The sequence below is a fragment of the Pantoea cypripedii genome (assembly GCF_011395035.1).
Taxonomy (GTDB): Bacteria; Pseudomonadota; Gammaproteobacteria; order Enterobacterales; family Enterobacteriaceae; genus Pantoea; species Pantoea cypripedii_A.
The window spans coordinates 1,147,063-1,173,115 of sequence record NZ_CP024770.1; the positions used below are offsets into that span (position 1 = coordinate 1,147,063).

The following is a 26,053-nucleotide window of genomic DNA, read 5'->3' on the forward strand; positions in this document are numbered from 1 at the left end:
AAAACATGTTTCGATGGGGTGTGTTATCCACGGCGAAAATCGGCCATGAACGGCTGTATCCTGCTATTCAGGACTCGCACTACGGTGTGCTCACGGCTGTCGCCAGCCGGGATTTTAACAAAGCTCGCGCGATGGCCGATCGCTTTGGTGCGCCTTTGGCATTTGGTAGTTATGAAGAATTGCTGGCGTCGGATGAAATCGATGGCGTCTATATTCCGTTGCCGTCTTCACAACATATTGAGTGGGCATTGAAAGCGGCCGAAGCTGGCAAACATGTGCTGGTCGAAAAGCCCGTTGCATTGCATGCGGGTGAAATCGACCAACTCGTCGAAGCGGCTGAACGCCATAAGGTGGTGATCAGTGAAGCGTATATGGTGACGTATCACCCTCAATGGGCCAAAGTTCGTGAGTTGATCGCTGAAGGCGCAATTGGCAATCTTCGTCAGGTACAGGGATCGTTTTGTTTTTACACGGATGACGCCACGGATATGCGTAACCAGTTAGCACTGGGTGGTGGTGCACTGCCAGATATTGGTGTTTATCCGGTTGTTACGACGCGTTTTGCAACGGGTAAAGAACCGCTGCGTACCCAGGCAATTGTTAAATGCGATCCTGCCTCTGGCGTGGATACCTACTCCAGTGTACGTATGGATTTTGGTGATTTTGAACTCTCTTTCTATGTCTCGTTTCAGCTTGCTGTGAAGCAAAGCATGGTATTTCACGGCGATAAAGGCTACATCGAGCTTTCTGCCCCCTTTAACGCCGGACTGTATGACCATGAACGTGTTGAGTTGCACAATCTGAGTCATACCGGTACCCAGGTCTGGCGATATCCTGATACCCGCCAGTATCGTCTGCAACTTGATGCCTTCGCTCAGGCCGCCCAGGGTAATGATGTGAATGTATTTTCTTTAAAGAATTCATATCTGAATCAGAAAGCCATCGACGCTATTTATCGGGCTGGTGAACACGATGGCTGGGAAACCGTTTAATCAGGTTAATTAAAAGACGAAATTCCTTCATACGCATTATGAAGGAACTCTTTCCACGTGTGTCTTTTATTCCAGGATATAACCATGAATGAAATATCAGAGAGTAAACGTGTTAAGGAACAGGAAGAGAAATTAACGTTCAGGTCGTTTGATGGAAATGCTGCGTGGGGTATTGGCAATTATTTGAGAGAGGCGGCTCAAAGTCGCAATGTGGATATTGCTGTTGAGATTTTTATAAATGGCATGGTTATTTTCCTGATGGCAATGGATAAAACTGCCCCTGATAATAGCGAGTGGATGCGACGCAAACGTAATTTTGTGCTGCGAACCAGGATGTGCAGTTATGCAGGGCAGCTTATCAGGGAATCCGCGGAGAGAGGCAGTAACGTGCTGGATGGGATGTCTCCTGAGGATTTTGCGGCTAATGGTGGGAGTTTCCCCATCGTGGTCACGGGGGTGGGTATTATCGGGACGGTAACGGTTTCCGGATTAAGCAGCAGGGACGATCATTATCTGGTAACAGAAGCCATTGAATATTACTTGCAAAATGTAGCTGGCGACAAATAACAGTAAATCCGATATTAAGGATGCGCTAAACCCTTCACATACTGAGCGGGTTATTGCGAGCGCTAAATTTATTTCTCAATTAATTAATACTCTGTTTTGTTATCGGGGAGGTACACAATTAATAATATTGTGTATCGATACACTTAGTCAGAAACAGGTGGTGCATTCTTAGGTAATGTGGCCTGTCAGGGGAAACTTAAAATGACCAAAGCGACAAACACAGTGAAGCTGGACCCACTCACGATGATCGTCCTGCAAAAGCGTTTTGAAGCCATCAACCGGGAAATGGCCTATACCCTTGCTCGTACCGGTCGTTCAGGTGTGCTTAACACTGCGCTTGATTTCTCATGCACCATGACTGATGCACAATATCGCACGGTCAGTGCCGGGCAGGGATTACCGATCCATACCGGTGCTGCCCATCTGGTGCCTCAAGCTATTCTGGATCGCTATGGGGAAAACATTGCCGAAGGTGACTGCTTTATTAATAACAGCAGCTATCTGGGCAATACCCATTGTGCCGATGTCACACTGTGCGCGCCGGTCTTTTTCGCAGGTAAACTCGTGTTCTACTCGATAGCCCGCGCCCATCTGAGTGATATCGGTTTCCCCACGCCAACCACCTATGGCTCCCTGTGCAGTGACCACTATGCGGAAGGCCTGACGCTACCTTGTCTGAAGATTCAGACCCACTACCGTGACAATCCTGAACTGATCGAACTGTGCAAAGCCAATATCCGTGCCCCGGAACAGTTCTACGGAGACTACCTGGCAATAGTCGGTGCCGTGCGTACCGGGGAACGCCGGGCGAAGGAGATGTGCGAGCGTTTTGGTGTTGAGACGGTACTGGCTTTTCTTGATCAGTATCAGGAGTATGCGGCGAGTATGGCACAGGCAGCGATTGCCAGGTTGCCAGCAATGCAGGTCAGTAAAACAGCCATGCATGATGGGGTCTGTCAGGGTTATGAGCAGGGGCTGCCGGTCACGGCGACCATGCTGGTCGACCCTGAGAAAGGGCAAATCACCATCGATCTCACGGAGAATATTGATTGCCTGCCTATCGGGCTGAATATGACAGAGGCGACAGTCATTGCCAGCTGCCTGACAGCGGTTCTCAACATGTTAGGCCCTGATATTCCGCGCGCTTCGGGTGCTTTCAACCAGGTGCAGATCAAAATGCGGGAAAATTCAGCCATTGGTATCCCCAGATTCCCCGCAGCCACCAGCTCCGCAACCACCAACCTGGCACATATTCTGATTGATCATATCCAGGCGATGTTTGCCGAGGTGTCTCCTGCCCGTGGTACCGCCTATGGCACGGTGGGAAATCCGGCTTCTGCACCCTGTGTTAGCGGGTTTGACTCACGTCGGCAGGCACCCTTCGTCAACCAGATGGTGCTCGGCTACTGGGGCGGCCCAGCCCTTGCCGGCCATGATGGTTGGCTAACCTATGGCAGTGGCACTACCCAGGGCATGTTGTCGCAGTCTTCTGTTGAAGTGATGGAGCAGCAGCAACCACTCATCATTGAAAAACTTGAATTGCGGCCTGATTCAGGTGGCGTGGGCGAATGGGAAGGTGCGCAGGGCTGTGACTGCGTCATTCGTGTGCGCGATGACGTTGTCACATTCTCTGTAAACAGCGGTGGTTTTCAGTATCCGCCAGCAGGTGTGGCCGGTGGTCTGCCGGGTGCACAAACGCGGACATGGAAAAAAGACACATCAGGGACGCTATCAGAGTTACCCATTTTTTTTGATATCACACTGCAGCCGGGGGAACGCCTGATCGCTTACGGCAGCGGTGGTGGCGGGTTTGGCGATCCGAAAAAGCGTCGCAGTGACAAAATTGAAAAATCCATTCGCGATGGTCTGCTGACGGTTGAGCATGCCCGCGCTTTTTATCATTACTCCGCCAGCACGGCTTTGGGAGAGGCAAAATGAGTGTGACCATTTCGGTAGACGTCGGTGGAACCTTTACTGACATCGTTGTTGACGATCGCGGTGAACTGGCCTTCTACAAATCCCTGTCAAACCATGACGATATCGCGCAGGGGATTATGGACGGTATTGGCCACGTGGCGACTCAGCGTGGTACCAGTGTACAAAGCCTGCTTCAAGGATGTAGCACTTTTTCCTGCGGCACGACGGCGGCAACCAATGCCATTTTAGAACGCCGTACCGCAAGGACTGTGCTGATCTGCACCGAAGGATTCCGCGATATCCTGCTTATCAGAGAAGGGGGACGGGAAAACAGCTATGAGATCTTTGAAGACTATCCTGAGCCGCTGGTACCGCGTCATCTGACCTTTGCCGTTGCTGAGCGCATCAATGCAGAAGGGGGGATTGAAACCCCACTTGATGAGCAACAAGTGTATGACATTCTCGAGACCATCAGACCGTTACAACCTGAAGCTATTGCGGTGGCGCTGATGTGGTCAGTGATGAACCCGACCCACGAGCTGAAAATCGCTGAGCTGCTAAGTCAGATGTTTCCCGGTGTGCCGATCAGCCTGTCCCATGAAGTGAACCCCGCGGTGGGTGAATACCGGCGTACCTCGGCAACGGTGCTGGATGCGTCATTAAAACCAGTGATGAAGGGCAGTATCGGCCAGCTGGGTGAGCGGTTAACTGCGGCGGGTTTTTCCCGTAAACCACTCTTTGTCTGTTCGAATGGTGGCAGGACATCAGCGGATGCGATCGTGGCAAAACCGGTATTTTTGTGTCTGTCAGGTCCTTCTGCAGCACCGGGTGCCGCAGTCAGGTTGGTAGAGCAGGCAGGTCTGCACGAGCGCAATGTTATTTCGATGGATTTAGGCGGGACCAGCCTTGATGTTTGCATGGCAATTGATGGGGCGGTGGCGATGCAACGCCAGGGAACTATCGCCGGACATGTGTTTGGTGTGCCCTCGGTGGAGATCTCAACGATTGCCGCCGGTGGGGGTTCGATTGCCCGTGTCGACGCGGGTGGCTTTGTCCATGTCGGTCCTAAAAGTGCCGGTTCTAAACCCGGTCCCGCCTGTTATGGGCTGGGTGGTAATCAACCGACATTAACCGATGCCAACCTGATCCTCGGTTTTCTTGAAGCAGAACGCTTTGGAGGCGGTCATCTCGTTCTGGACGTTGAAAAGGCGAAAAAAGCGGTGATGCAATATGTTGCGGACCCTTTGGGTGTCTCGGTGGAGAAAGCAGCGGCGATTATCGCAGCGGTTGCAGAACAGAATATGATTTCTGCTATCGAAAATATGACTATGCGAAAAGGGTTTGACCCACGAGATTTTGTTCTGGTATCCGGTGGGGCCGCCGGCGGTTTACATGCGGCAAATCTTGCGAAACAACTCGGTATCGGCAAAGTTCTGATCCCTCGTGCGGGCAGTGTTCTGAGTGCCTATGGCATCTCTACCGGGGATATCATGTTTGACTTTGGCCGGATGGGTTACAGCCGAAGTGATGCCTTCAACTTTGATTTGGTGAACTCCAGTCTGGCCGCCTTAGTAGCACAGGGTAATGAGTTCCTTGATTCCATGATGGTGAAGCCAGAGCGCCGCGAGATATTGCTTTCTGTTGAGTGTCGCTATCATGGACAGGTTTCGCAAATAGCCGTTCCGTTTGTGCACCAGGTTATCGACACAGAGAATCTCAAATCGCTGGTTGCAGATTTTCACCAGATTCATGAACGGCTCAATTCGGTTGCTTCACCCGGTGAATCGGTTGAATTCCTTGAATGGCGTGTTCAGGCTATTGGGCGCGTGCAAAACTCCGTGGCAGTCCGTGGTGAATCGGGTTCTGCTGAATCCATCTGCGCTTCCGTCAGAGAGGTGTATCTGGAGAACGAATGGGTCACGATCCCGGCTTTTGATGCCAGTACTATACCTCAGGGTACTAAGATGCGCGGTCCCTGCATCGTATCAGACCTGCTGACATCTAACTTCGTCCCTGCTGGCAGTCAGGCGGTCACTACTGAGGAAGGTGGCTTGCTGATTATTTTTGATTGATCCGGGCAGTAACGATGTTCTCATCCGGGGAAGGTCTGTCATTTGTACCCGGATGAGGACTCAGCGTGTCGATGTTACACCTGGGAGGTGGTGCAGAGGACTTCCTGACGATAAGTTCAGGCGCAATAATGATGTCCTTACGTTGTCTTCTGCCCCGGTCAAGTTGCTCAGCTACTGAGGCAATTGCCTTAACTGCACTCATTTGCAATGGCTGACGTACTGATGTGATCGTCGGCGACAGCAGTTCTCCAACACTGATACCGTCAATCCCGACGACAGAAATTCGCTCAGGAACGGCTATTTGTCGCTCTTTGAGTGCTTCAATCGCGCCCAGAGCCGTCATATCGTTAAAGGTTACGATGGCCGTCGTGTCAGGGTGCTCGGAAAGAATGATGCTCACGGCAGTTCTGCCAAGCTCTGCCAGTTCTTTATCAGAGAATCGTGGCGTGCCTTCGCTGTGGTTCGGCATAACCAGATGACAATCTCTCAGTCCGTGGCTGGCCACCGCATCGAGAAAACCTTCGGCTTTGGATCGACGGCTGAAAGTCGTGTTGCTGAAGTCGGCGATATAGCTGATAGAACTGTGCCCCAACTCAACAAGATGGTCTACTGCCAGGCGAATGGATTGTTTATGGTCAATCGAGACGAAGTCAACTGAGGGGGGAAGGTGTTCGCAGGGTTTTTCATCGACAGCGACCACGCACAAACCCATTTTGACATACTCTTCCAGTTCTTCGACGGTAACCAGTGCTGAGGAACAAATCACACCGCGAACACCAAGGGCATGCAAACCGAACCAGAAATCGCGTTCATTGGATGCGCTTTGCAGTGTATTGCAAAGGATAATGCGAAAACCCTGTTCTTTCGCTGCCTGTTCCATCTCAACCGCTAATTCACCAAAAAATGAGTTGGCGACTGTCGGTACCAGCAGTCCGATCATTGGCGTCTTACCGGTTCTTAACTGCTGGGCGGCCTGATTAGGAACATAGCCAAGTGTGGCTATCGCTTTCTCGATGCGTTGTTTGGTACCCACGCGCATGTGGTTAAGTCGATCATTGAAAAAGTTAGATACGGTGGTGGGTGATACCCCAGCCTCCTTCGCAACTTCTTGAATCGTAACTTTTTTCATTATCACCTCCGGCCAAATTTTTCAGGTCCGGGAAAATCAATCTCTACATTTCCGTCTCGACCACGGCAGTATTGCAGCGGAAAATTCGTCATTATTTTGCGTAAGGGAATGCAGACCGTTGAAAATCGCATCGCAACCAGGGAAGGCCAAATTGATACCTCAGCTTAAGAATAAGTACAACTGTGAGAGGACGAATATTCTTTTGGCGTCCAGTGTAACGTCCTGGAATTTCAAAATGCTAAAGGCTTTACTTATGGAACCGTTCGCCTTTCTGACGATAATAAGACGAACGGTGATCAGATAAACTATGTGGCAGGAAAGACCTTGTGCTTCTGGTCGGATTTCAGAGCGCAGTAAAGGCTTTTTCTACCTCTTCCAACAGTCGGGTGGCATGATTTTTCTGGAAGACTAACGGAGGACGAATTTTCAGGATATTGGCATCGGACCCGGTAGCAGAAATCAACACGCGTTGTTTACGTAACTGATTGACCAGCGCCAGTGCAGTATCGATATCCGTCTCTTTGGTTTCACGGTCTTTCACCATTTCCAGACCAAAATAGAGGCCACACCCACGCACATCACCCAGTTGTTCATGGCGTGAGGCGATATCTTTGAAACCGTCCAGCAGGAAATCGCCAACAGCGATAGCGTTCTCCATCAGCTGTTCTTCCCTGATCACATCAAGGGTGGCCTGAGCGGCAGCAATCGCGACGCTGTTGCCACCAAAAGTGTTGAAATAACGCATGTCACGACCAAAACTTTCTACTATGTCATGGCGAACCATAATGCCAGCAACGGGATAGCCGTTACCCATCGGTTTGCCCATTGTAATAATATCCGGTTGTACGTTATGGCGCTGGTGGCCCCACATGTGGGTGCCTGAGCGACCAAAGCCCGACTGCACTTCATCACAAATCATCAGACCACCTGCTGCATGAACGACTTCGGCAACCTGGGAGAGAAGGTCGGTCGGGTCTGCATAGAGGCCGTCAGAAGAGAACAGGGAATCGGCAATAAAGGCCGCAAATCCACCCCCGTGGCGTTCCATATCTTCGATCTGTGCCGCAACCTGACGCGCCATAATGGCACCAATCTGGTCCTGGGGGACGCGATAGGAATCTGGTGCATCAACGGTACGTAAGAACGGGTCAAGATTAGATTTTTTACCCAACGATGGAGAGAATCCGGCCGTCAGCCATGAGTTACCGTGGTAAGCCTCTTTCGTCACGATGACACCGGTTTTCCCGGTGTAATGCCGTGCGATACGCATCGCCAGATCGTTGGATTCGGAACCGGTGCAGGTAAACATCATGTGGCCACTGGAACGCATGACAGGGTCAGTTGTTTGCAGCAGCTCTTCCGCATATTTCAGGATCCCATCCTGCATATATCGGGTATGCGTACACACCTTCGTCATTTGCGCCGTGATGGCGGCGATGATTTTGGGATGGCAGTGGCCTACGGATACGACGTTGTTGTATGCATCCAGGTACTCATTACCTTGTTTGTCATACAGTAATACCCCTTCTCCCCGGCTAATCTCGACGGGTTCACTGTAAAAGAGGCGATATGCCGGACCCAGTAAACGGGTGCGTTGTTCAATATGCTGACGCACAGGTGCCGCCAAAGTTTCAGTCGTGGCGGGGTTAAATCCATTGGCCATATCGCCACGAAAACCTTTAGGTAACGCTTTCATTATTCTGTGCCCCTTAATGATGATTGATAAGACGGTAGTAGCAGAGTGGAAACCTCTTCCATAGAGTGCGCGAGGAACCATTCGAGATGCCCCCAGCCGGGTGCCGTATTGCGCATAATGTACTCACTGTTTTCGGGAAACAGCGTTGAGCGCCAACAGGTCAGTAACGCACGTGTGGCAACCCGGCCCATCGCGAGGTGTGGGATGAGTTCAAGTTCCTCTTCACTCAGGTCAGCGAAGCGCAGATAGCCGCGCAGAATATCTCGTGCTTCGTGGAAAATATCATTGCTGTAGCTGGCGTCAGGCTGAGTCAGTTGATTCATCAACGCAGTCGATACATCAACAGCCACTGTGGTTCTGACGGCGTCACCAAAGTCGATAATGCCGCTGACTTTCTCGGGTTGTTTGTCAGAGATCAGGATGTTTGAAGTATTAAAGTCGTTATGTAGCACCTGATATCGCCCTTTTTTAATCAGAGGCTCAATCGCAGAAAAGCGTCGCAATGCATAGGTCAGCATTTGACGATGATTCGCGTCGTCAACATAGCTGAGCAGAGGCAGCAGATTCAGGAGATGGCTGACATCCCAGGCGAGGATTCTGGAATCGGAGGGATGTGAGAATGTTGCTGTGGCATGACGCAGCTTTGCCAGTAGTTCCCCCGTATGCTCGCGTTGCTGCCGGTTACCGGTTGTTTTGGCTCTTGGCGTGCCAGGTAAGAAACTCATTACTCGCATCATGCGTTTCTCACCCGCAGAGGTAAGGACATCGCTGATGTAAGCGCCGTTCAGACCACGGAAGTTTTCCGGAACAGGGAGTGTCGGGTCGTTATGGTTAACATGGTTGACCAGCTCAATCTGAAAATCGAGCACTGAGCGCGGTTCGCTGGGGTTGGCGACTTTTACTGTATATCGTTCCCCGTCATGTGTCGTGAGCATAAAAGTGTCGTCTTTTTCGGTGGCAAAGCGTCTGACACTTCCATGTAAACCAAAATGCTCAGAGGCTAATGCAACCGCCTCGCCATCTGACACGCTGACAAACGGTGCGGCCAGGTCCCCCTCAAGAGAACCGGTCAGTCTCATGGTTGTTGAAATGGTACTCTCTCCCATATTTTGTCCCACAAAATCCGCGGCATACAGCCAGTAGCGTTCCTCTGGATGCATGGTTCTGGATAGATGCCTAATAAAATTGAAGCATGATGCAGCACTTCAGCGTGTAAGCAAGCATACAATGAGTCATAATTGTCGCACAATAATTTCTTGGCAAGGTTTTATCCATTCCTGATGAAAAATATCAATCCATGAGGCTCTTCTTATAACATTCTAATTTAGAATGATAAAAATCATTGTTTTGGGGCGAAAGTCTGGTGTTGCATCAAAGCTGCCCACCATTTTTGTGCGTCATGAACGTGTTGTGAGGAAATAACAATTAAATTGTGCTACAAAAATAAGAGCGGAGAGGAGAGAGTAACTTTCAGGCTGATGATTTATGGCTGGCATGATACATGCTTTGAAATTGTCGGATAATTTTATCGGTGTCGGGTTTCAGAAGAAACTGGCCCGGCCACTTTGGGTAGTCTTAAGCGAAATGAAAAGGTCTGCTATGTACTTAGAACTCAAGAGAAAAGAGCTGCTTGTTACGCAAAACTTCATTGGTGGTGTGTGGCAGGATGCTTATCAGGGGGAGGTATTTGACATCGTCAATCCTGCCACTCTGGATGTGATTGCTTCTGTACCCGCCAGTACAGAGGAAGATGCAAAACTTGCAATGCAGAAAGCAGCTGATGCCTTCACTTCATGGAAGACCCAAACGGCTCGCACCCGTTCTGTGATACTGAAAAAATGGAACCAGCTTATTCTCGATAATAAGGAGGACCTGGGTAAGCTCATCTCTACCGAGCAAGGAAAGCCGCTGGCAGAGGCAATCGGGGAAGTGGTTTACGCCTCAAGTTATGTCGAATGGTTTGCAGAGGAAGCCTTACGCATTAATGGCGATATCATGCAGCCGCCAGTGGCTAACCGTATGACCTTTGCCTTAAAAGAGGCTGTCGGTGTGGTAGCGGCTATCACGCCGTGGAATTTCCCTGCGGCGATGATTGCCAGAAAACTTGCACCGGCCCTTGCTGCGGGATGTACCGTGGTCGCCAAACCGGCAGAAGATACACCGCTAACTTCTTTAGCGCTGGTTAAACTGGCGGAAGAGGCTGGGATCCCCGCAGGAGTTATCAATATCGTGACGTCGCCGCGTACCAATACACCGGCAGTGGTTAATGTCTGGTTAGAATCTCCGGTGATACGAAAAGTGACGTTTACCGGCTCCACGCTGGTGGGTAAAACGCTGGCGGAAAAGAGTGCAGCGACCCTGAAGAAACTCTCGCTTGAACTGGGAGGGAACGCACCCTTTATCGTTTTTGAGGATGCGGATTTGGATATCGCGGTTGAGAGTTATATGGTGGCGAAATTCAGGAATGCGGGGCAGACCTGTGTGTCACCTAACAGGTTGTATGTTCACACCTCAGTACATGACGTGTTTCTGAAAAAATTATCCGAACGTGTTATGGCATTGAAGGTTGGGCCAGCAAGTGAGCCTGACTCACAAATCGGGCCAATGATTAACCAACGCGCGATTGATAAAATTGAGTCGCATATCAAGGATGCACTGAATAAAGGTGCACGCATTATTTGTGGCGGATTCAGAGTTAAAGACGACAAATGCGCCGGGCCTTTATATTTTGCTCCAACTATTCTTGATAGCGTGAATGCATCAATGGAGTGCAGCTGCGAAGAGACGTTTGGTCCTGTGGTTGCTGTGAGTCAGTTTGAGGAGGAGGCAGAGGCGATCGCGCTGGCTAATGACTCTGCATATGGACTGGCATCCTACATTCAGACCCAGGACAATCGCCGCATCTGGCGGATGGCGAAGGCGCTTGAAACGGGTATTATCGGTATTAATGAAGGGGGGATTGCTGATCCCATCGCTCCGTTTGGTGGCATCAAGGAGTCAGGCTATGGCCGTGAAGGGTCAAAGTATGGCCTGGATGATTTCATGCACATCAAATATCTCTGCCAGGGCCAACTTTACTAGCTGGCGGGAAAAAGGGCTTCGGCCCTTTTAAAACTCCATGATTTCTCCAGTGAAAGAACCCTTGACTTCCCCAGGTCTCTGACGGCTAATCGTATTGGGATAACCGGATCAGGGAGGCACTGTGGCGTTAAAAAGGGTAATAACCCCTGTCAATAAAAGTTCAGTTGAAGCTCGAGCAACGAAAGCGTTACGCGACTTTATTCTCTCCGGCTCGTTGCAGCCGGGTGAACGTATCATTGAGACTGAATTGTCAGAGAAAATGTCGATCGCCAGGGCGACACTTCGTGTCAGTTTAGCCAGGCTGGCCGCAGAAGGGTTGGTGGTGAAAACACCCTATACCAGTTGGGAAATCAGATCACTGACGGCTGATGATGCCTGGGAACTCTGGACGCTGAGAGCGAGTCTGGAAAGTCTGGCGGTGCGACTGGCGGCAGAGAATATGACCCATGACCTGAGACAACGTATTGAAGATGCGATGACCGGGTTAATCCATGCCTGTGCCAGCGGCGATGTGATAAAAGCGAGCGAAGGCGATTTAGGACTGCATCGCACAATCATTGAATCCGTGGGACATAACCGATTAGCGAATCATTACCGGCTGGTTGAGCAACAGGTAAGATTGTATATCGAAACCAGTAACTCTCTGATGATTAATAATCTGGGTGGGATTGTTGATCAGCATATTCCAATGATTGATGCCTTACTGGCTGGTGATGCAGAGAATGCGGCCCGTGAAGCCTGGTTACATAATCAAAGTGAGGGCGGGAAACTGGTTGCCTGGTTGCATCAGAAACAGAGAATTGCGGGTGCGGGTAAATAATGGGGCCTCCTGGTTGAGGAGGCACCATAGATAGACTTATTTCGCTACTGGCATGCTGAATTCAGCACCCTTAGTAATACTATCTGGCCAGCGTTGCATGATACTTTTATAGCGAGTATAGAATCGTAATCCTTCTTCCCCATAAGCATGGTGGTCACCAAACAGTGAGCGTTTCCAGCCGCCAAATGAATGCCATGCCATCGGAACCGGAATCGGAACGTTAATTCCCACCATACCGACCTTAATCTGACGGGCAAAGGCTCGAGCCACACCGCCGTCAGAGGTAAAGCATGACACGCCGTTGCCAAACTCATGGGCATTAATCAGTGCAACGGCATCGGAGAAACTGGCGACGCGTACCATACCCAGCACCGGTCCGAAAATCTCTTCTTTATAGATTTTCATATCCGTACTTACGTTGTCGAACAATGTGGCACCGACGAAGAATCCTTTTCCCGTCGGATCCGCCTGGCAGTTACGACCATCAGCCAGCAGGGTCGCGCCCTCTTTAATGCCGGACTCAATATAACCAAGCACTTTATCTTTATGGACTGCGGTTACCAGCGGGCCCATGTCTGCGCTGGATTCCATACCATTGCTAATCTTCAGCTTCGCAATGCGTGACAGCAGCTTCTCATTAAGCTTATCAGCAACGTCGCCGACAGCGACCGCTATTGAAATTGCCATGCAGCGTTCACCCGCAGAACCGTAAGCCGCACCCATCAGGGCATCCGCCGCCATATCCAGATCTGCGTCAGGCATGATGATCATGTGGTTTTTAGCACCACCAAGCGCCTGCACACGTTTGCCACGGCGCGTGCCTTCTTCATAGATGTATTGCGCAATCGGTGTAGAGCCAACGAAGGAAACGGCTGCGACATCGTCATGTTGCAGCAGGGCATCAACAGCGGCTTTATCACCCTGAACAACATTGAACACCCCTGCCGGTAAACCCGCTTCTGTCAGCAGTTTGGCAATATGCAGGCTGGCAGAAGGATCGCGCTCGGAAGGTTTGAGGATAAAGGTGTTACCGGTTACCAGTGCCATAGGGATCATCCACAATGGTACCATCACCGGAAAGTTGAACGGCGTGATGCCCGCACATACGCCAAGAGACTGGCGCAGATTCCAGTTATCGATGCCACCGCCGATGTTGTCGCTGAATTCGGTACGCAGCAGGGCCGGTGCACCACAGGCAAACTCCACCACTTCAATGCCACGGGTCACTTCGCCCATTGCATCAGAGAAGACTTTGCCATGCTCACGGGTGATCATCTCAGCCAGAATCTTATGGTCACGATCAAGCAATTCTTTAAACTTAAACATCACGCGGCTACGACGCAGAGCAGAGGTTTCGGCCCAGGCAGGATAGGCGGCTTGTGCGGCTTTCACTGCTTCATCGACTGTTTTTACATTGGCCAGTAAAACTTCACTGTTGCTTTCACCGGTAGCCGGATTATAAACGGCCGAACGCGGGCTGTCGGCAGGTTGAATAAACTCACCATTAATATAATGCCCAATCAGGGTATGGGTGTTTGCAGATGTTATATCGTTCATTTGTTCACCTTTCTATGCAGCATCTGTGTGTTGCATTTAATAATTAAATGAATTGTAAGTATTCCCGGGTTGGCGATATTCGCGGTACCAAAAAAGCCGGGCAGTCTTTTATCGCTGCCCAACCTTATTACTGCTGATTATTTAGCGATGGCTAAACCATCACGACGATGATCAGAACCTGCGACGTAAGCTACGCCCTCGGTTGACTCGTCCTGTTCAAGACGCTGAGCAAGCTGTGCGCTGCCAAAGTCCAGATTGCCTGGCTGGAGAACTTCAGGTTCATGCCCCATGCTCTTCAGGCCTTCAATGACTTCAGGCGAAACGGTGGGCTCCAGTGTGAGAACCGCATCGTCGGTAATGCGCCAGCGCGGTGCGTCTGAACATGCCTGCGGGTTATGGCCTTCCATGATGCTGCGTAACATCATCTGAACATGGCCCTGCGCCTGCATGTTTCCACCCATTACGCCAAAGGCCATGACCGGTTTGTCATCTTTGGTCAGAAAAGCCGGAATAATGCTGTGTAAAGGCCGCTTAGAGGGGCCAACCTGATTAACATGCCCCGGTGTGGTGACAAAGCCATAACCACGGTTATGCAGCGAGATTCCAGTACCTGGTACCACGACACCTGAACCAAAACCACGATAGTTAGACTGAATATAGGAGATCATTCGGCCTTCTTCATCGGCGGCGCACAGGTACACGGTGCCACTGGTTTTCGGCACACCGGCGGTGTGGTTGCCACGTAAATTGAGGTCAATAGTTTTCGCTCGTTCTGCCAGATACTCTTTATCCAACAACGACAGCGGATCAATGCGCATATGGTCTGCATCAGCAATATGGTGATGCAAATCAGCAAAGGCTACACGCATGGCTTCAATTTCCAGGTGCATGCGTTCGGCAGAGCCTGGTTGCGTCTCTTTATACGGGAGGTTTTCCAGTAACCCCAGCGCAATCAGGGCGGAAATACCCTGGCCGTTAGGTGGAATTTGATGAACCTTGTGCCCCTGGAAATCGACTGAAATCGGTTTGACCCATTCACTTTGATGTGCGGCAAGATCTTCGCGCGTTAATACGGCGTTATGCTGAGCAGCAAAATCAGCGATGCATTGGGCCAGACGCCCATTGTAGAAAGACTCACCTTCAGTATTCGCAATCTCTTCCAGCGTGTCGGCTTGCTCAGGAAAACGCCAGATCTCTCCGGTTTTCGGCGCGCGGCCATTGATCATAAAGGCATCGAAACCGGGCTGCATATGCAGCTCTTTAACCGACTGCGCCCACTGGCGTGAAATCACCGGGCTGACCGGGAAACCTTCACGTGCGTAACGAATGGCATCGATAAATAAGTCTTTGAAAGGCAGGCGACCAAACTTGCGCGAGAGTGCAATCCAGCCTGCAACCTGGCCTGGCACAGTCACTGTTTCCCAACCGCGGTAGGGCATAGCGTCAAGGCCAGCAAAACGTTCTGGTGTCCAGCCAGCCGGCGAACGTCCTGAACTGTTTAACCCGTGTAACTCGGTGCCGTCCCATATCAGCGCAAACCCATCACCACCGATACCGTTCATTACAGGCTCTACTACGGTGAGAGTGATGGCCGTTGCAAGAGCAGCATCGATGGCGTTACCGCCACGTTCAAAGGTTGCCGCGCCTGCTTGTGCTGCCAGTGGCTGCGAAGTCGCAACCACGTTGCGGCCCAATACCGGTTGTCGGCCTGATGAAAAAGGTAAATCCCAGTTCATAGTGGTCCCCTGATTACAGTGAAGCAAAAACAGCATCAATTTCAGCCAACAGGCGTTCTGCATTTTCTGCAGTAAACACCAATGGCGGGCGAATTTTCAGTACGTTACCGTGGAAGCCGGTGGCAGAAATCAGTACACGACGATCACGCAGCGCATTGACAAGGGTGGTTGCGGTTTTCTGATCAGGTGTTTTATTGGCGGCGTCGCTGATGATCTCCACGCCCAAATACAGGCCAACCCCACGCACATCACCGATCTGCGGGTAACGTTTTGCCATCAACTGCAAGCCTTCCAGGATGATATCGCCCACTTTGGCGCAATTCTCCATCAGCTTCTCTTCAACGATAACGTCAAAGGTGGCCGTTGCCGCTGCGATCGCGACGGTGTTACCACCAAAGGTGTTGAAATAACGCATATCACGGCCAAACTCGGCAACCACTTCAGGAGCGACAGCGATACCCGCGACCGGATAGCCATTCCCCATCGGTTTGCCCATCGTGACGATATCCGGATCGATACCATGACGCTGGTAACCCCACATGGCATCACCGCAGCGGCCAAAGCCACATTGCACTTCATCAGCGATAAACAGGCCACCGGCTTCTTTCACCACTTCAGCAACCGGCGCCAGCACATCTTTCGGATAGGGATAGATACCATCCGAGGTGAAGAGGGAATCAACCACAAACGCGGCCAGACCGTCACCGTGACGTTCAAGATCTTTAATTTGCTCGCGAACCTGTTCAGCCAGGATCTGACCAATCTTCTCTGGAGGCAGACGATAGGAGTCTGGTGCAGTCACGCGACGGACCCAGGTTCCCAGAGCGGAGTTTTCACCGAGAGAAGGAGAAAATGACGCCGTCATGTCGGAGTTGCCGTGATAAGCCTCAGACGTCACGATAATGCCGTTCTTGCCGGTATAGTGTTTGGCAATACGGATGGCCAGGTCGTTTGCTTCAGAACCCGTACAGGTAAACATCGCGTGACCTGTTTCACCGATACGGCCCCCGAAAGTGCCCAGCAATTTTTCGGCGAAATTCAGGATGTTTTCACTCACGTAGCGCGTGTGGGTACACAATTTTTCCATCTGCTCAGCCACGGCCTTAATGACGCGGGGGTGGCCGTGTCCAATGGAGACAACGTTGTTATATGCATCGAGGTATTCGTTGCCGTTTTTATCCCAAAGCAGCACGCCTTTTGCTTTACTGATTTCCACCGGGTTGCTGTAGAACAAGCGATACGACGGTCCCAGTAAACGCATGCGACGCTCGACCTGTTTGCGGGTTTCTGCATCGAGGTGGTCGAGATCGTTAGGGTTAAATGCATTGTTCATTTTGCCACGAGGTGCATTCGGCTTAGCAGTTGTCATAAGAAATCGTTCTCTTGTTGATGGTCTTAGGGATAAAACTTTTATTCAGTCAGAGCGCTAACTTGCTTCAATGACGCGGACACTTCTTCTACAGAATGTGACAGGAACCAACGCAACTGTGCCCAGCCTTGTTCCGTGTTACGCATGATGTAAGGAGCATTTTCCGGGAAGAGTTTTACGCGCCAGTGTGTGATCAGGGTTCGGGCAATCACTCGCGCCATCGTCAGATGAGGGATTAACTCCAGCTCTTCATCGGTTAACTCTGTCACTCTCAGATAACCTTTCAGTACGTCTTTGCCGGCCGCAAACAGGTCTTCACCGCGCTCTCCGTGAGCCTGGCGTGGGAGCTGGTTGAGCAGGGCGGTGGAGACATCAATCGCAATTGCTGTTTTTACGGCATCACCAAAATCAATAATTCCGGTGACAAAATTAGGGGCTTCATGATCAACCACGATATTGGACTGGCTGAAATCGTTGTGCAGTACCTGAGTGCGTAATGCGCGAATACGCGGGAGCAGTGTCAGATATCGCTTCATACCCAGCTCCAGCATGGCGCGTTGTTCGTCATCGGCAATCTCTGGCAGCAAATGTTGTAGCTCTTTAAGGTGCTGCACATCCCAGGCCAGAACGCGCGAATCACCGAGATGCGAGAAACCCTTACAGGCAAGACGCAGACGCCCGAGGATTTCACCAATATGTTCGCGTTCAGAGGAGGTTGAGCTGGTGCGGTCGAGTGGCGTGCCCTCAAGATAAGTCATCAGGCGTACCTGACGCACCTGGCCGGCGAGGTCTGTGATATTGGGATGCAGTTCACCGCTGACAGACGTAACGGTGCGAGGGACTGGTAGCGATGAGTCATGTTCAGTTATGTATTGCAGCAGCTCAGTCTGAAAATCGATCTCCTCTGCATCTTCTGACGGATTGGCGACCTTAAGAATGAATTTTTCCCCTTCAGACGTTTTGAGCAGGAAGGTGTCATCTTTTTCGGTGTCGAGGCGCTGAGCTGTCGCCGAGACTGAATACTCCCGTGCTGCAAGCTGAACAGCTTCATCATTACTCATTTGGACATAAGCGCCCGCAAGGCCTCCTTCGGAAGCTACTTTGTCACTGCTATTATTTTGTGTTTGCGTCATAGGTTTCATTTTCATTACTTAATTAGTGATGGCATCCCAATCCTTTTACGATCATTGTCGCTTGTCGACAATCTTAAATTGCAAAAGGAACTCTATTTTTTATCCGGTATCAACCGAAGAACACCCAGGCATTAACTCTCAGGTTAACTCTCCTCGCTCTGGCTCACCGATTGGTTAAAAGACTCGACCGCCGCTTTTGCCACCTCGGCAGCCTGATGTGGCTTTACACCAGCGATGCCAACTGCGCCAACGGTTTGTGACTGTGCAATGAAAGGGATGCCGCCCTCAAGAGCGCCCTGTATCGGTGCAGTAATAAACGCAAAACGTCCGCTATTGATTTCCTGCTCGAAAATGGCCGTCTCGCGACGGGATATGGCGGCTGTTTTTGCCTTATCCTGAGCGATGTAAACACTGATTGGCGAAGTGCCATCGGTACGGGTTATGACCAGTGGATGACCGCCATCGTCGACAATCGCCACTGCGACATTCCATCCCTGTTTCTGCGCATACCCCATCGCTGCAACACAGGCCGCATTGGCGGTGGCGAAATCCAGGATCAACTTACTTTTCATCATTTCTTCCTTTTTTGATTACAGATCTTTCAGCAATCCAACCGAGAACCATGGCACCAGCGCAACAACAATGACGACCAGGATAAAAGCGAACATATATACCCAGATGTCCTTCATGACTTTATCGGGTGCAACACGCCCGATGGCACAGGCGGAATAGAAGCCCACTCCAAAAGGTGGTGAGAAGAGGCCGATCGACATGGATAGCACCACAACCATGGCGTAATGCACGCCATGAATGCCGAATTCATGGGCGATAGGGAACATCAGTGGTGCAAAGAGTACGATTGCGGGGAAACCTTCCAGAATACTTCCTAACAAAGCAAAAAAGACGATTGAAAACAGAATGAAGCCAATCCAGCCACCTGGCAGATTTTGCATCATAGACATCAGATCGTCAGAGAATCCGCTCTGGGTCAGCGCCCACGCCATACCACCCGCGAGACCGGTTACCAGCATGATGGCCCCGGTCAGGGATGCGGTTGCGATCATTGCGCGATAGATTCTTTTTAACGGGAACTGACGATAGACAACCAAGCCGCAGACTATGGAGTACACAACGCCTACGGTGGCAACTTCAGTCGCTGTCGCCACACCTTCGACGACCGCAGCACGGATCAGCAGCGGCAACATAAGAGCAGGCAGAGCATAAAACAGCGCTTTGAGGATTTCTTTTTTACTGGCACGTTCGACATTCACCGCCGTACTTTTGCGATGGCGGAAGAACACGACTGCCCCCAGTGCAATGAGTCCCAGCAGAGCTGGCACCAGACCACTGACAAACAGTGAAGCAATGGATACGCCCGAAGATACGCCGACAGCAATCAGAATAATGCTGGGGGGGATGGTCTCTGCCATTGCACCTGATACTGAGAGCAGAGCGACCGTTTCTCCTTCATTATTGCCACGGCGTTTCATTTCCGGTAACAGGATAGGGGCAATGGCTGCCATATCTGCAGATTTGGAACCGGAGATACCGGAGACCAGATACATGGCGGCAATCAGCACGTAATGGAACCCTCCTTTAACATGCCCCAGCATTTTAACCATCAGTTCGATCAATGCTTTGGAAAGTCCGGTGGCCTCCAGCAACACGCCCACAAAGATAAACAGCGGGATTGAGAGCAGCACGAAGTCCGAAATCGCCGCATCCAGACGGTTAATGACAATGCTGAAGGGGGCATGAGTCATGATGCCAATGTAGGCAAGGGTAGCCAGAGCAAATGTTAACGCGATTTCTATACCGGCTGCGATGCAGACCAGCACCAGTACAACAAAGAAGAAAATCAGGCTGTAGTTGCCAATGTCATTAAAGAACGATTGCGAGTACCAGAACGCAGCCGCAATCACGCCAATAATCAGGGCAGACCACAGCAAAGAAGATAAGCGAGCAATCTCCTGCAAACGTGCCAGGCAGGTGATCAGCATCAGACCAAAACCAACAGTGATAGCCGCAGCGCGGTATCCTACGGACACCTGCAATGCAGGCGTTTTCTCAATCCATGAGTGTGTGGTGTAGTTCCAGGATGCAATCAGCAAAGCGGTAATGACTGCGGTAAGCAGCGTCCAGGTAAATACCCGAACCTGGACCTGCCTTGCCGGCGAAAGTTTATCGACAATAAAAGTCAGCTTCATATGCTGTGCATTGCGCAATGCCAGCACTGCACCAAACATGGAAAGCCAGGCAAACAGGATTAATGCCAGCTCATCGCCCCAGAAGATAGGTGAGTGCAATACGTAACGGGCGAATACCCCCATTGCCAAGAGCACTGTTTCAAACAGAATAATAGCGGCGGCCAGCCCGCCGACTATTTCTCCGGATATACCTTCAATTCGCCCCAACCACGACAGGCGACGGTCGGAATACAGTGAGTTTTCTATAGAAAAGGGGATACTCATTTTCACCTCAGAAACGTAACGTTGCTAAATGGACGATCATGCGTTGGCGTACTTTTCGTACATTGCCCATACTTCTTCGCCAACTATTCCACGCCATTTTTTGTAGAAACCAGCATCTTCCAGTTTCTTACGGAAAGGGGCTTTATCAACGTCGTTAAAAATCAGCCCTTTTTTGCTCAGTGAATCGCGCAGATTGGTATTCAGTGTCACCATGTCCTGACGCTGGAGCAGTGCAGTATCATTGAAGGTTTGAGTAAAAATATTGCGCAGCTCATCAGGGATACCGTTATAGATATCGCTGTTGCATACCACGGTCAGACCATCCCACATGTGGCTGGTCATGGAGCAATATTTCTGTACTTCGTAGAACTTCCAGAATTCGGCATGGGTCAGGGCATTTTCCTGACCATCGACCACGTGCGTTTTGAGTGCAGAGTAGGTTTCTTTAATATTTACGGATGTCGGTGCCGCGCCGAGGGAAACGAACAAATCCTGTTGAATACGCGCGCTGGGCACACGAATCTTCATGCCGGCGAGGTCTGCCACATTATTGATGGGATGCACGTTATTGGTTATCTGACGAAAACCATTGTCCCAGGTTTTCTCTAACGGGGTAATTCCCAATTTTGATAAGCGGCCGCGCACATAGTGACCCACATCGCCGTCCCATGCGGACCAAACGGTGTTGTAGTCCTTATAGCCAAACCCGAGACCAGCAATATTGGCGGAAGGCTCAAGAGATTCAAAAAACAGCAAAGAGGTGCAGACGGCATCCAGCGCACCGGATCGTACCTGACTCATCATATCGCTGTCAGAACCTAACGCGCTGTCAGCGAAAATACGGACTTTCATCTGACCATTCGTTTTCTTTTCTACTGCTTCAGCAGCTTGTTTCAAACGCACGTTCAGGGGATGTGCACTGGGAAAAGAGTTTCCAATTTTGAGTGTGTAGCTTGATGCAGCAAACGCTTTCGAAAAAGTTCCCGCTAAAGGCAGTGTCAGCAATGTTGCTGCCGAAGCCTTTAAAAACTTGCGACGGTTAATGCTCATGGCAATCTCCACAAATGGGCGTAATTTTGTATTTTAGTCATGATTGTCGACAACCAACCATGTTGTATTTCCCTAAGCAAACGAGGGGCCAATATTGACTTATCTTGCATCCTTATTGGTATATATAACTGTAAAATAACGTTTTTATTATTTGTTTTTACCGCATGCTCTGACGGGAAGTATAAAATTCTTTGCTGGGTTTTTGCACCAAAATAATGCATCAAGGCACTATTTTGGTGATTATAATTTTGTATTGACGACAATCGTCTATGGCCGTAGCATCCCATTAAAACCTCACGGTAACTGTGATTTAAACCGGGTTTTGAAATATCACTCCGTTGCTTGCGATTTACGTTGAGAAGGTAAAAACATGTCAGATAAATTCATCCCAGTCGGTATGGCCGTGGTTGGTGCTGGCCGGGTGTCAGATGCGCATCTTGGTGCCATTACTGCCCAACCGGAAAAAGGAACACTGATTGCCGTTGTCGACCAAAATATCGAACTGGCAAAAGCGTCTGCTGAGAAACATGGCGCGCTTTATGCGTTTTCCTCCATTGAAGAGGCTCTCAAATGCCCGGAGATCGAAGCATTCGATCTTTGCCTGCCGAACCAGCTTCATGGTCCTGCCGCTGAGGAGTGTATGCGTGGTGGACGTCATGTGCTGGTTGAAAAACCGATGGCGGATGATTACAAAACAGCCGCTAAAATGGCTGCTGTGGCAGATGAAACCAATCGTGTGCTGGCGGTAGGTCAGTCACGCCGCCATGGTTCAGCCATTCGTTACGTGCAGGACAATATGGAGCGCTTTGGTAATCTGCGTGCTATCCAGGCGTCTTTCTGTATGTACTGGCCCGGCCCACAGGCACCCTGGTGGAAAGATCGTACACCAGAAGAGGGTCTAGTTTTCCCGATGCTGGGCTCACATACGGTTGATTTCGTACAGGCGATGTTAGGCCATTACCCACTGCGCGTGCATGCAGAAGCCACCCGTTGGCGTGATTGCTGGAAAGCAGAAGACGAAGCAATGATTCTTCTTCGCTATCCAGATGATAAGATGGCGACTGTGCATCTGTCTTACAACCAGCAGCCCTTCTTTGAACGTTACTACCTGCTGTTCGATAACTATCACGTAGAGATTCGTGATGTGAACACCGTGCTGGTTAACGACGAAGTAGTACTCTCTCCACCTCAGGGAGAAGGTGCAACGTTGCTGGTTACTAATGACCTGTTCCGTAATCAATTTTCCGAATTTGCCCTTGCAGTTCGGGGATTACCTAACAGAAGCGCATTGCACCACCAGGGTGCAGCACAAATCAGAGTTATTGAAGCTGCACTGAAATCAGCGTTGCAGGGTGAAACTGTTCACCTTGAATGGTAACGCTGGACATTTGCCTCAGGGCTAACAACGAAAACAGAGTTCAGTAAGGAAGACATCGTGGCTGTAAAACGTTCACTCGTACCGCTGGAAAAGCGGTCAATAGAAGCACTGGCTACTGACAATCTCCGGGAATATATTCTTTCCGGTGCTCTGCAGCCTGGTGAGCGCATCACGGAAACAACGCTGGCCGATCAGATGGGGATCGGACGCGCGACCTTACGCACAGGATTACATCAACTTGCTACTGAAGGTTTGCTGGTCAAAAAACCTTATACCAGTTGGGAAGTGAAGTCGCTGACCGCGGACGATGCCTGGGAACTCTGGACCTTAAGGGCAAGCCTTGAAAGTCTTGCGATCAGACTCGCCGCAGAAAACATGACGCCTCAGTTGCAGAAAATGATAGAAGAGGCCATGAACAATCTGGTTCACGCCTGTATGAAAGGCAGTGTGCATGATGCCAGTGAATGTGATTTCGCACTGCACAGAACACTTATTGAGTGTGTTGGCCATAAGCGCCTTGCTGAGCAGTACCGACTGGTTGAGCAACAGGTACGTCTGTATATCCAGATCAGTAACCAGTTAATGACCGGTAATCTCCCTGGCATCATTGAGCAGCACCGCCCAATGATCGACGCATTATTGCGTGGTGATGCAATGGCAGCGGCACATGAAGCCTGGGCTCATAATGAAAGTGAAGGTGGAAAACTGGTAGCCTGGTTGCATCAACGCGCAAGGCTGGAATCCGCAATTAAACGTTAAATATAGGAACCAAAAAATGGGTACCTCCGCTATTCCTGTAATAAAGGGAAGGGCTCCATTCGACAGTAAAAAACTGGATGCATATCTGGAAAATGCCGGATTGGATGTCATTTTAATTTCATCTCGCCATAACCTGCGTTATTTACTGGGTGGTTATACATTTTTCTTTTTTGATTATTTTGAAGCGTTTGGTACCAGTAAATATTTCCCGTTGATGGTCTATTTCCGCGGGCAACCTGAAAAAACGGCATATATTGGCCATGGTATGGAATCTTTTGAGCTGGAATTGGATAAATTCTGGATGTCAGAGGTGAGTACTCGTGCCTGGGGTATTCAGGATTCGCTGACCTATGCCGTGCAGTATATTCGCGATTTGGCACCCGATCTGAAGACGATTGGCGTCGAACCTGATTTTATTCCGTTCGAAGCTGCGATGTCATTGCAGAAGCATTTGCCCGGTACCGAGCTGGTTAATTGTCAGCGTCCACTGGAACTCCTGCGATCAATCAAAACATCAACTGAGTTAGCGTTGATTAAGAAAGCATCTGACGATGTGGTTGAATCGATGCTGGCAGTAGTGGCAAATTCAGGCCCCGGCATCACCAAGAATGAATTGGTGGCAAAGCTCGCGGCTGAAGAAGAAAAACGTGGTCTGTCATATGAATATTGCCTTATTACAGCCGGTACCAGCCTGAATCGCGCGCCCTCTGATTATGTATTGAAGAAAGGCGATATCGTCTCCATTGATTCCGGTGGTCAGCTGCAGGGCTATATTGGTGATTTGTGTCGCATGGCGATTATCGGTGAACCAGACGCGGAACAGCAGGATCTGCTGGCGGAAATTGATGCTATTCAGACGGCAGCGCGTAATGCCATCAAAGCAGGTAACCTTGGTCGTGAAATTTATACGGCAGCTAATCAGCAGATTGCTCTGTCACCAAACGCAAAATATGTTGATTTTGTTGCGCATGGTCTTGGCCTGGTAACCCATGAAACACCGCGTCTGGCTCCGTCCGGCTTCCCTTATGAACCGACCGATGCTGAACGCCCCCTGGAAAAGGGAATGGTGATTTCTGTTGAAACGGCTATCAAGCATCCGCGAGTGGGCTTTATCAAGCTCGAAGATACACTGGCGATTGAACATGACGGTTCGGTCGCTGCTTATGGTGACTTCGGACGCGGCTGGACTCGATTCGGCCGGTAATACGGACAGACTGAACTAACCCTCATCTGTGCGGTATTGAATGGGTTATCACTCTGGCCCGTTCCTTGTTGGATTTGTGGGGTACTATTCCTGAAGTGCCCCTTTTTTCATCCTGTTAAACTAAAGCTGTCAGTACGTCTGCATCTCAATTGAGCTTGTGGTAAGTAAACCGCTGCAGAAATACCGGGTGGGGCAAAAAATGAAAACATGTTGACATCAAAATCACCCATAACTAAACTAAACCGTACAGTTATGTTGGGGGGGTGAAAGTATGGATATGACCAGCAATGTGTTGATCGGGCTTATTTGTGTCGTGGTTGTGGTAATGCTCAGCGGATGTGTTTCAATTCTTTAATCACAGGTAATAGCTATGAGAATTTTCTTTGCGGTCTCCGTTTGCCCGATTATTTTTCTGCTATCCGGTTGTTTGTCGGTAGGCAGCCATATTTGAATACTGCTGGTGGCAGCCATGATGGCGGTCACCAGCATAGTTATTGCAGAAGATGAGCAGTGGATTCTTACTATTGATAAAGCCAGCGTAGAGCAGAGTCCATGACGTAACAGGGCTGCCATGCGTCCCGCATAACGATCATGCGCTTGTCTTATGCATCAGCTCTGAATCCCCCGGGAAAATCGACCACCCATCAATATGGGGGTTTCCTTCAGATACGAATTAAAACAGATGGTTAGAGTCAGTCTCTAATGCCCATGAATGGATGTACGTCATCATCGCACCCTCTATAAAAAATCTTTCACCCGAAATGCCTCATTCTCTGTTCATCATCCATATGAAATTGTGATGTGTAGCTTCATTTAAATAAAATCCGGTTCATCTCGATAATCACATATGGTATACGATATACGTGATGATTTGATAATTCTTGACGTTAGTATGCTTTAAGCACTGAGGCGGATTATGACTACGAATACACATTATGATTACATTGTTGTTGGAGCGGGTTCAGCAGGTTGTGTGGTTGCGAATCGCCTCAGCGAAAGTGGCAAATTTAAAGTGCTTCTTCTTGAGGCGGGGAAAAGTCATAGAAACATTATTCTGGACATGCCAGCTGCGCTTGGATTACCGCTGGAAAATACCCGCTTTAACTGGGGATTCAAAAGTGA

The 26,053-nt window shown here is 50.1% G+C and carries 20 protein-coding genes; 10 read left to right on the forward strand and 10 right to left on the reverse strand.

The features are described from left to right. Positions 1 to 5 precede the first annotated feature (5 nt). The 4 genes from CUN67_RS28710 (at position 6) to CUN67_RS28725 (ending at position 5,548) form a co-directional block, all read left to right on the forward strand. Positions 6 to 992, forward strand: a complete 987-nt coding sequence (locus tag CUN67_RS28710) for a Gfo/Idh/MocA family protein (RefSeq protein ID WP_208718926.1) — start codon at positions 6 to 8, stop codon at positions 990 to 992. Positions 993 to 1,076: 84 nt separating this feature from the next. Beyond that, entirely contained in the window at positions 1,077 to 1,559 is a 483-nt protein-coding gene (locus tag CUN67_RS28715) for a heme-degrading domain-containing protein (RefSeq protein ID WP_208718928.1), read from the forward strand. A gap of 201 nt (positions 1,560 to 1,760) precedes the next feature. Further along, positions 1,761 to 3,497, forward strand: a complete 1,737-nt coding sequence (locus CUN67_RS28720; protein ID WP_208718929.1) for a hydantoinase B/oxoprolinase family protein — start codon at positions 1,761 to 1,763, stop codon at positions 3,495 to 3,497. Next, complete coding sequence (locus tag CUN67_RS28725; protein WP_208718931.1) at positions 3,494 to 5,548, forward strand: hydantoinase/oxoprolinase family protein; 2,055 nt, start codon at positions 3,494 to 3,496, stop codon at positions 5,546 to 5,548. The genes CUN67_RS28720 and CUN67_RS28725 overlap by 4 nt, the downstream gene beginning before the upstream one ends. Here the strand turns inward: CUN67_RS28725 and CUN67_RS28730 are convergent. The 3 genes from CUN67_RS28730 to CUN67_RS28740 form a co-directional block, all read right to left on the reverse strand. Beyond that, positions 5,535 to 6,677 (reverse strand): LacI family DNA-binding transcriptional regulator, encoded by a 1,143-nt coding sequence (locus CUN67_RS28730; RefSeq protein WP_208718933.1) that lies wholly within the window; start codon positions 6,675 to 6,677, stop codon positions 5,535 to 5,537. The genes CUN67_RS28725 and CUN67_RS28730 overlap by 14 nt on opposite strands. Positions 6,678 to 7,020: 343 nt before the next feature. Continuing rightward, positions 7,021 to 8,373, reverse strand: a complete 1,353-nt coding sequence (locus tag CUN67_RS28735; RefSeq protein ID WP_254711450.1) for an aspartate aminotransferase family protein — start codon at positions 8,371 to 8,373, stop codon at positions 7,021 to 7,023. Next, positions 8,373 to 9,479 carry a phosphotransferase gene (locus CUN67_RS28740; RefSeq protein WP_208718935.1) on the reverse strand — a complete coding sequence of 369 codons (1,107 nt, stop codon included), beginning with the start codon at positions 9,477 to 9,479 and terminating at the stop codon, positions 8,373 to 8,375. Before CUN67_RS28740 ends, CUN67_RS28735 begins: the two co-directional genes overlap by 1 nt. Positions 9,480 to 9,972: 493 nt before the next feature. On the opposite strand from CUN67_RS28740, the gene CUN67_RS28745 reads away from it, so the two are divergent. Further along, positions 9,973 to 11,454, forward strand: coding sequence for an NAD-dependent succinate-semialdehyde dehydrogenase (locus CUN67_RS28745; protein ID WP_208719596.1), 1,482 nt, complete (start codon positions 9,973 to 9,975; stop codon positions 11,452 to 11,454). 121 nt (positions 11,455 to 11,575) lie between these two features. Continuing rightward, the gene (locus CUN67_RS28750) at positions 11,576 to 12,274 is read left to right on the forward strand and encodes a GntR family transcriptional regulator (protein WP_208718937.1); all 699 of its coding nucleotides are present in this window, start codon (positions 11,576 to 11,578) and stop codon (positions 12,272 to 12,274) included. A gap of 36 nt (positions 12,275 to 12,310) precedes the next feature. On the opposite strand, the gene CUN67_RS28755 is transcribed toward CUN67_RS28750, so the two are convergent. The 7 genes from CUN67_RS28755 to CUN67_RS28785 all read right to left on the reverse strand — a co-directional run bounded on the left by CUN67_RS28755 (position 12,311) and on the right by CUN67_RS28785 (position 21,590). Beyond that, entirely contained in the window at positions 12,311 to 13,831 is a 1,521-nt protein-coding gene (locus CUN67_RS28755) for a CoA-acylating methylmalonate-semialdehyde dehydrogenase (protein ID WP_208718938.1), read from the reverse strand. Between the two features lie 137 nt (positions 13,832 to 13,968). Next, a complete protein-coding gene (locus tag CUN67_RS28760) occupies positions 13,969 to 15,567 on the reverse strand; it encodes a gamma-glutamyltransferase family protein (protein WP_208718940.1) in 1,599 nt (532 codons plus the stop codon). 13 nt (positions 15,568 to 15,580) lie between these two features. Continuing rightward, a complete protein-coding gene (locus tag CUN67_RS28765) occupies positions 15,581 to 16,936 on the reverse strand; it encodes an aspartate aminotransferase family protein (protein ID WP_208718942.1) in 1,356 nt (451 codons plus the stop codon). Positions 16,937 to 16,977: 41 nt separating this feature from the next. Further along, complete coding sequence (locus CUN67_RS28770; RefSeq protein WP_208718944.1) at positions 16,978 to 17,997, reverse strand: phosphotransferase; 1,020 nt, start codon at positions 17,995 to 17,997, stop codon at positions 16,978 to 16,980. A 215-nt stretch (positions 17,998 to 18,212) separates the two neighbouring features. Next, on the reverse strand, positions 18,213 to 18,644 hold the full coding sequence (locus tag CUN67_RS28775; protein ID WP_254711451.1) for a heme-binding protein: 432 nt from the start codon (positions 18,642 to 18,644) through the stop codon (positions 18,213 to 18,215). 15 nt (positions 18,645 to 18,659) lie between these two features. Next, on the reverse strand, positions 18,660 to 20,540 hold the full coding sequence (locus CUN67_RS28780) for a TRAP transporter large permease (protein ID WP_208718946.1): 1,881 nt from the start codon (positions 20,538 to 20,540) through the stop codon (positions 18,660 to 18,662). Positions 20,541 to 20,576: 36 nt separating this feature from the next. Next, entirely contained in the window at positions 20,577 to 21,590 is a 1,014-nt protein-coding gene (locus CUN67_RS28785; RefSeq protein WP_208718948.1) for a TRAP transporter substrate-binding protein, read from the reverse strand. A 370-nt stretch (positions 21,591 to 21,960) separates the two neighbouring features. Between CUN67_RS28785 and CUN67_RS28790 the strand changes: the two genes are divergently transcribed. The 4 genes from CUN67_RS28790 to CUN67_RS28805 all read left to right on the forward strand — a co-directional run. After that, the gene (locus tag CUN67_RS28790; protein ID WP_208718950.1) at positions 21,961 to 22,968 is read left to right on the forward strand and encodes a Gfo/Idh/MocA family protein; all 1,008 of its coding nucleotides are present in this window, start codon (positions 21,961 to 21,963) and stop codon (positions 22,966 to 22,968) included. Between the two features lie 57 nt (positions 22,969 to 23,025). Continuing rightward, on the forward strand, positions 23,026 to 23,727 hold the full coding sequence (locus CUN67_RS28795) for a GntR family transcriptional regulator (RefSeq protein ID WP_208718952.1): 702 nt from the start codon (positions 23,026 to 23,028) through the stop codon (positions 23,725 to 23,727). Positions 23,728 to 23,743: 16 nt separating this feature from the next. Continuing rightward, on the forward strand, positions 23,744 to 24,931 hold the full coding sequence (locus tag CUN67_RS28800) for a M24 family metallopeptidase (protein ID WP_208718954.1): 1,188 nt from the start codon (positions 23,744 to 23,746) through the stop codon (positions 24,929 to 24,931). Positions 24,932 to 25,847: 916 nt separating this feature from the next. Further along, positions 25,848 to 26,053 (forward strand): NAD(P)-binding protein (locus CUN67_RS28805; RefSeq protein WP_208718956.1); only part of this gene is annotated, 206 nt, incomplete at its 3' end.

Bases quoted from the DNA above. Each gene is read 5' to 3' on its own strand.
- CUN67_RS28710 (WP_208718926.1), top strand. From the start codon at position 6: ATGTTTCGATGGGGTGTGTTATCCACGGCGAAAATCGGCCATGAACGG.
- CUN67_RS28715 (WP_208718928.1), top strand. From the start codon at position 1,077: ATGAATGAAATATCAGAGAGTAAACGTGTTAAGGAACAGGAAGAGAAA.
- CUN67_RS28720 (WP_208718929.1), top strand. From the start codon at position 1,761: ATGACCAAAGCGACAAACACAGTGAAGCTGGACCCACTCACGATGATC.
- CUN67_RS28725 (WP_208718931.1), top strand. From the start codon at position 3,494: ATGAGTGTGACCATTTCGGTAGACGTCGGTGGAACCTTTACTGACATC.
- CUN67_RS28730 (WP_208718933.1), bottom strand. From the start codon at position 6,677: ATGAAAAAAGTTACGATTCAAGAAGTTGCGAAGGAGGCTGGGGTATCA.
- CUN67_RS28735 (WP_254711450.1), bottom strand. From the start codon at position 8,373: ATGAAAGCGTTACCTAAAGGTTTTCGTGGCGATATGGCCAATGGATTT.
- CUN67_RS28740 (WP_208718935.1), bottom strand. From the start codon at position 9,479: ATGGGAGAGAGTACCATTTCAACAACCATGAGACTGACCGGTTCTCTT.
- CUN67_RS28745 (WP_208719596.1), top strand. From the start codon at position 9,973: ATGTACTTAGAACTCAAGAGAAAAGAGCTGCTTGTTACGCAAAACTTC.
- CUN67_RS28755 (WP_208718938.1), bottom strand. From the start codon at position 13,831: ATGAACGATATAACATCTGCAAACACCCATACCCTGATTGGGCATTAT.
- CUN67_RS28760 (WP_208718940.1), bottom strand. From the start codon at position 15,567: ATGAACTGGGATTTACCTTTTTCATCAGGCCGACAACCGGTATTGGGC.
- CUN67_RS28765 (WP_208718942.1), bottom strand. From the start codon at position 16,936: ATGACAACTGCTAAGCCGAATGCACCTCGTGGCAAAATGAACAATGCA.
- CUN67_RS28770 (WP_208718944.1), bottom strand. From the start codon at position 17,997: ATGAGTAATGATGAAGCTGTTCAGCTTGCAGCACGGGAGTATTCAGTC.
- CUN67_RS28775 (WP_254711451.1), bottom strand. From the start codon at position 18,644: ATGATGAAAAGTAAGTTGATCCTGGATTTCGCCACCGCCAATGCGGCC.
- CUN67_RS28780 (WP_208718946.1), bottom strand. From the start codon at position 20,540: ATGAGTATCCCCTTTTCTATAGAAAACTCACTGTATTCCGACCGTCGC.
- CUN67_RS28785 (WP_208718948.1), bottom strand. From the start codon at position 21,590: ATGAGCATTAACCGTCGCAAGTTTTTAAAGGCTTCGGCAGCAACATTG.
- CUN67_RS28790 (WP_208718950.1), top strand. From the start codon at position 21,961: ATGTCAGATAAATTCATCCCAGTCGGTATGGCCGTGGTTGGTGCTGGC.
- CUN67_RS28800 (WP_208718954.1), top strand. From the start codon at position 23,744: ATGGGTACCTCCGCTATTCCTGTAATAAAGGGAAGGGCTCCATTCGAC.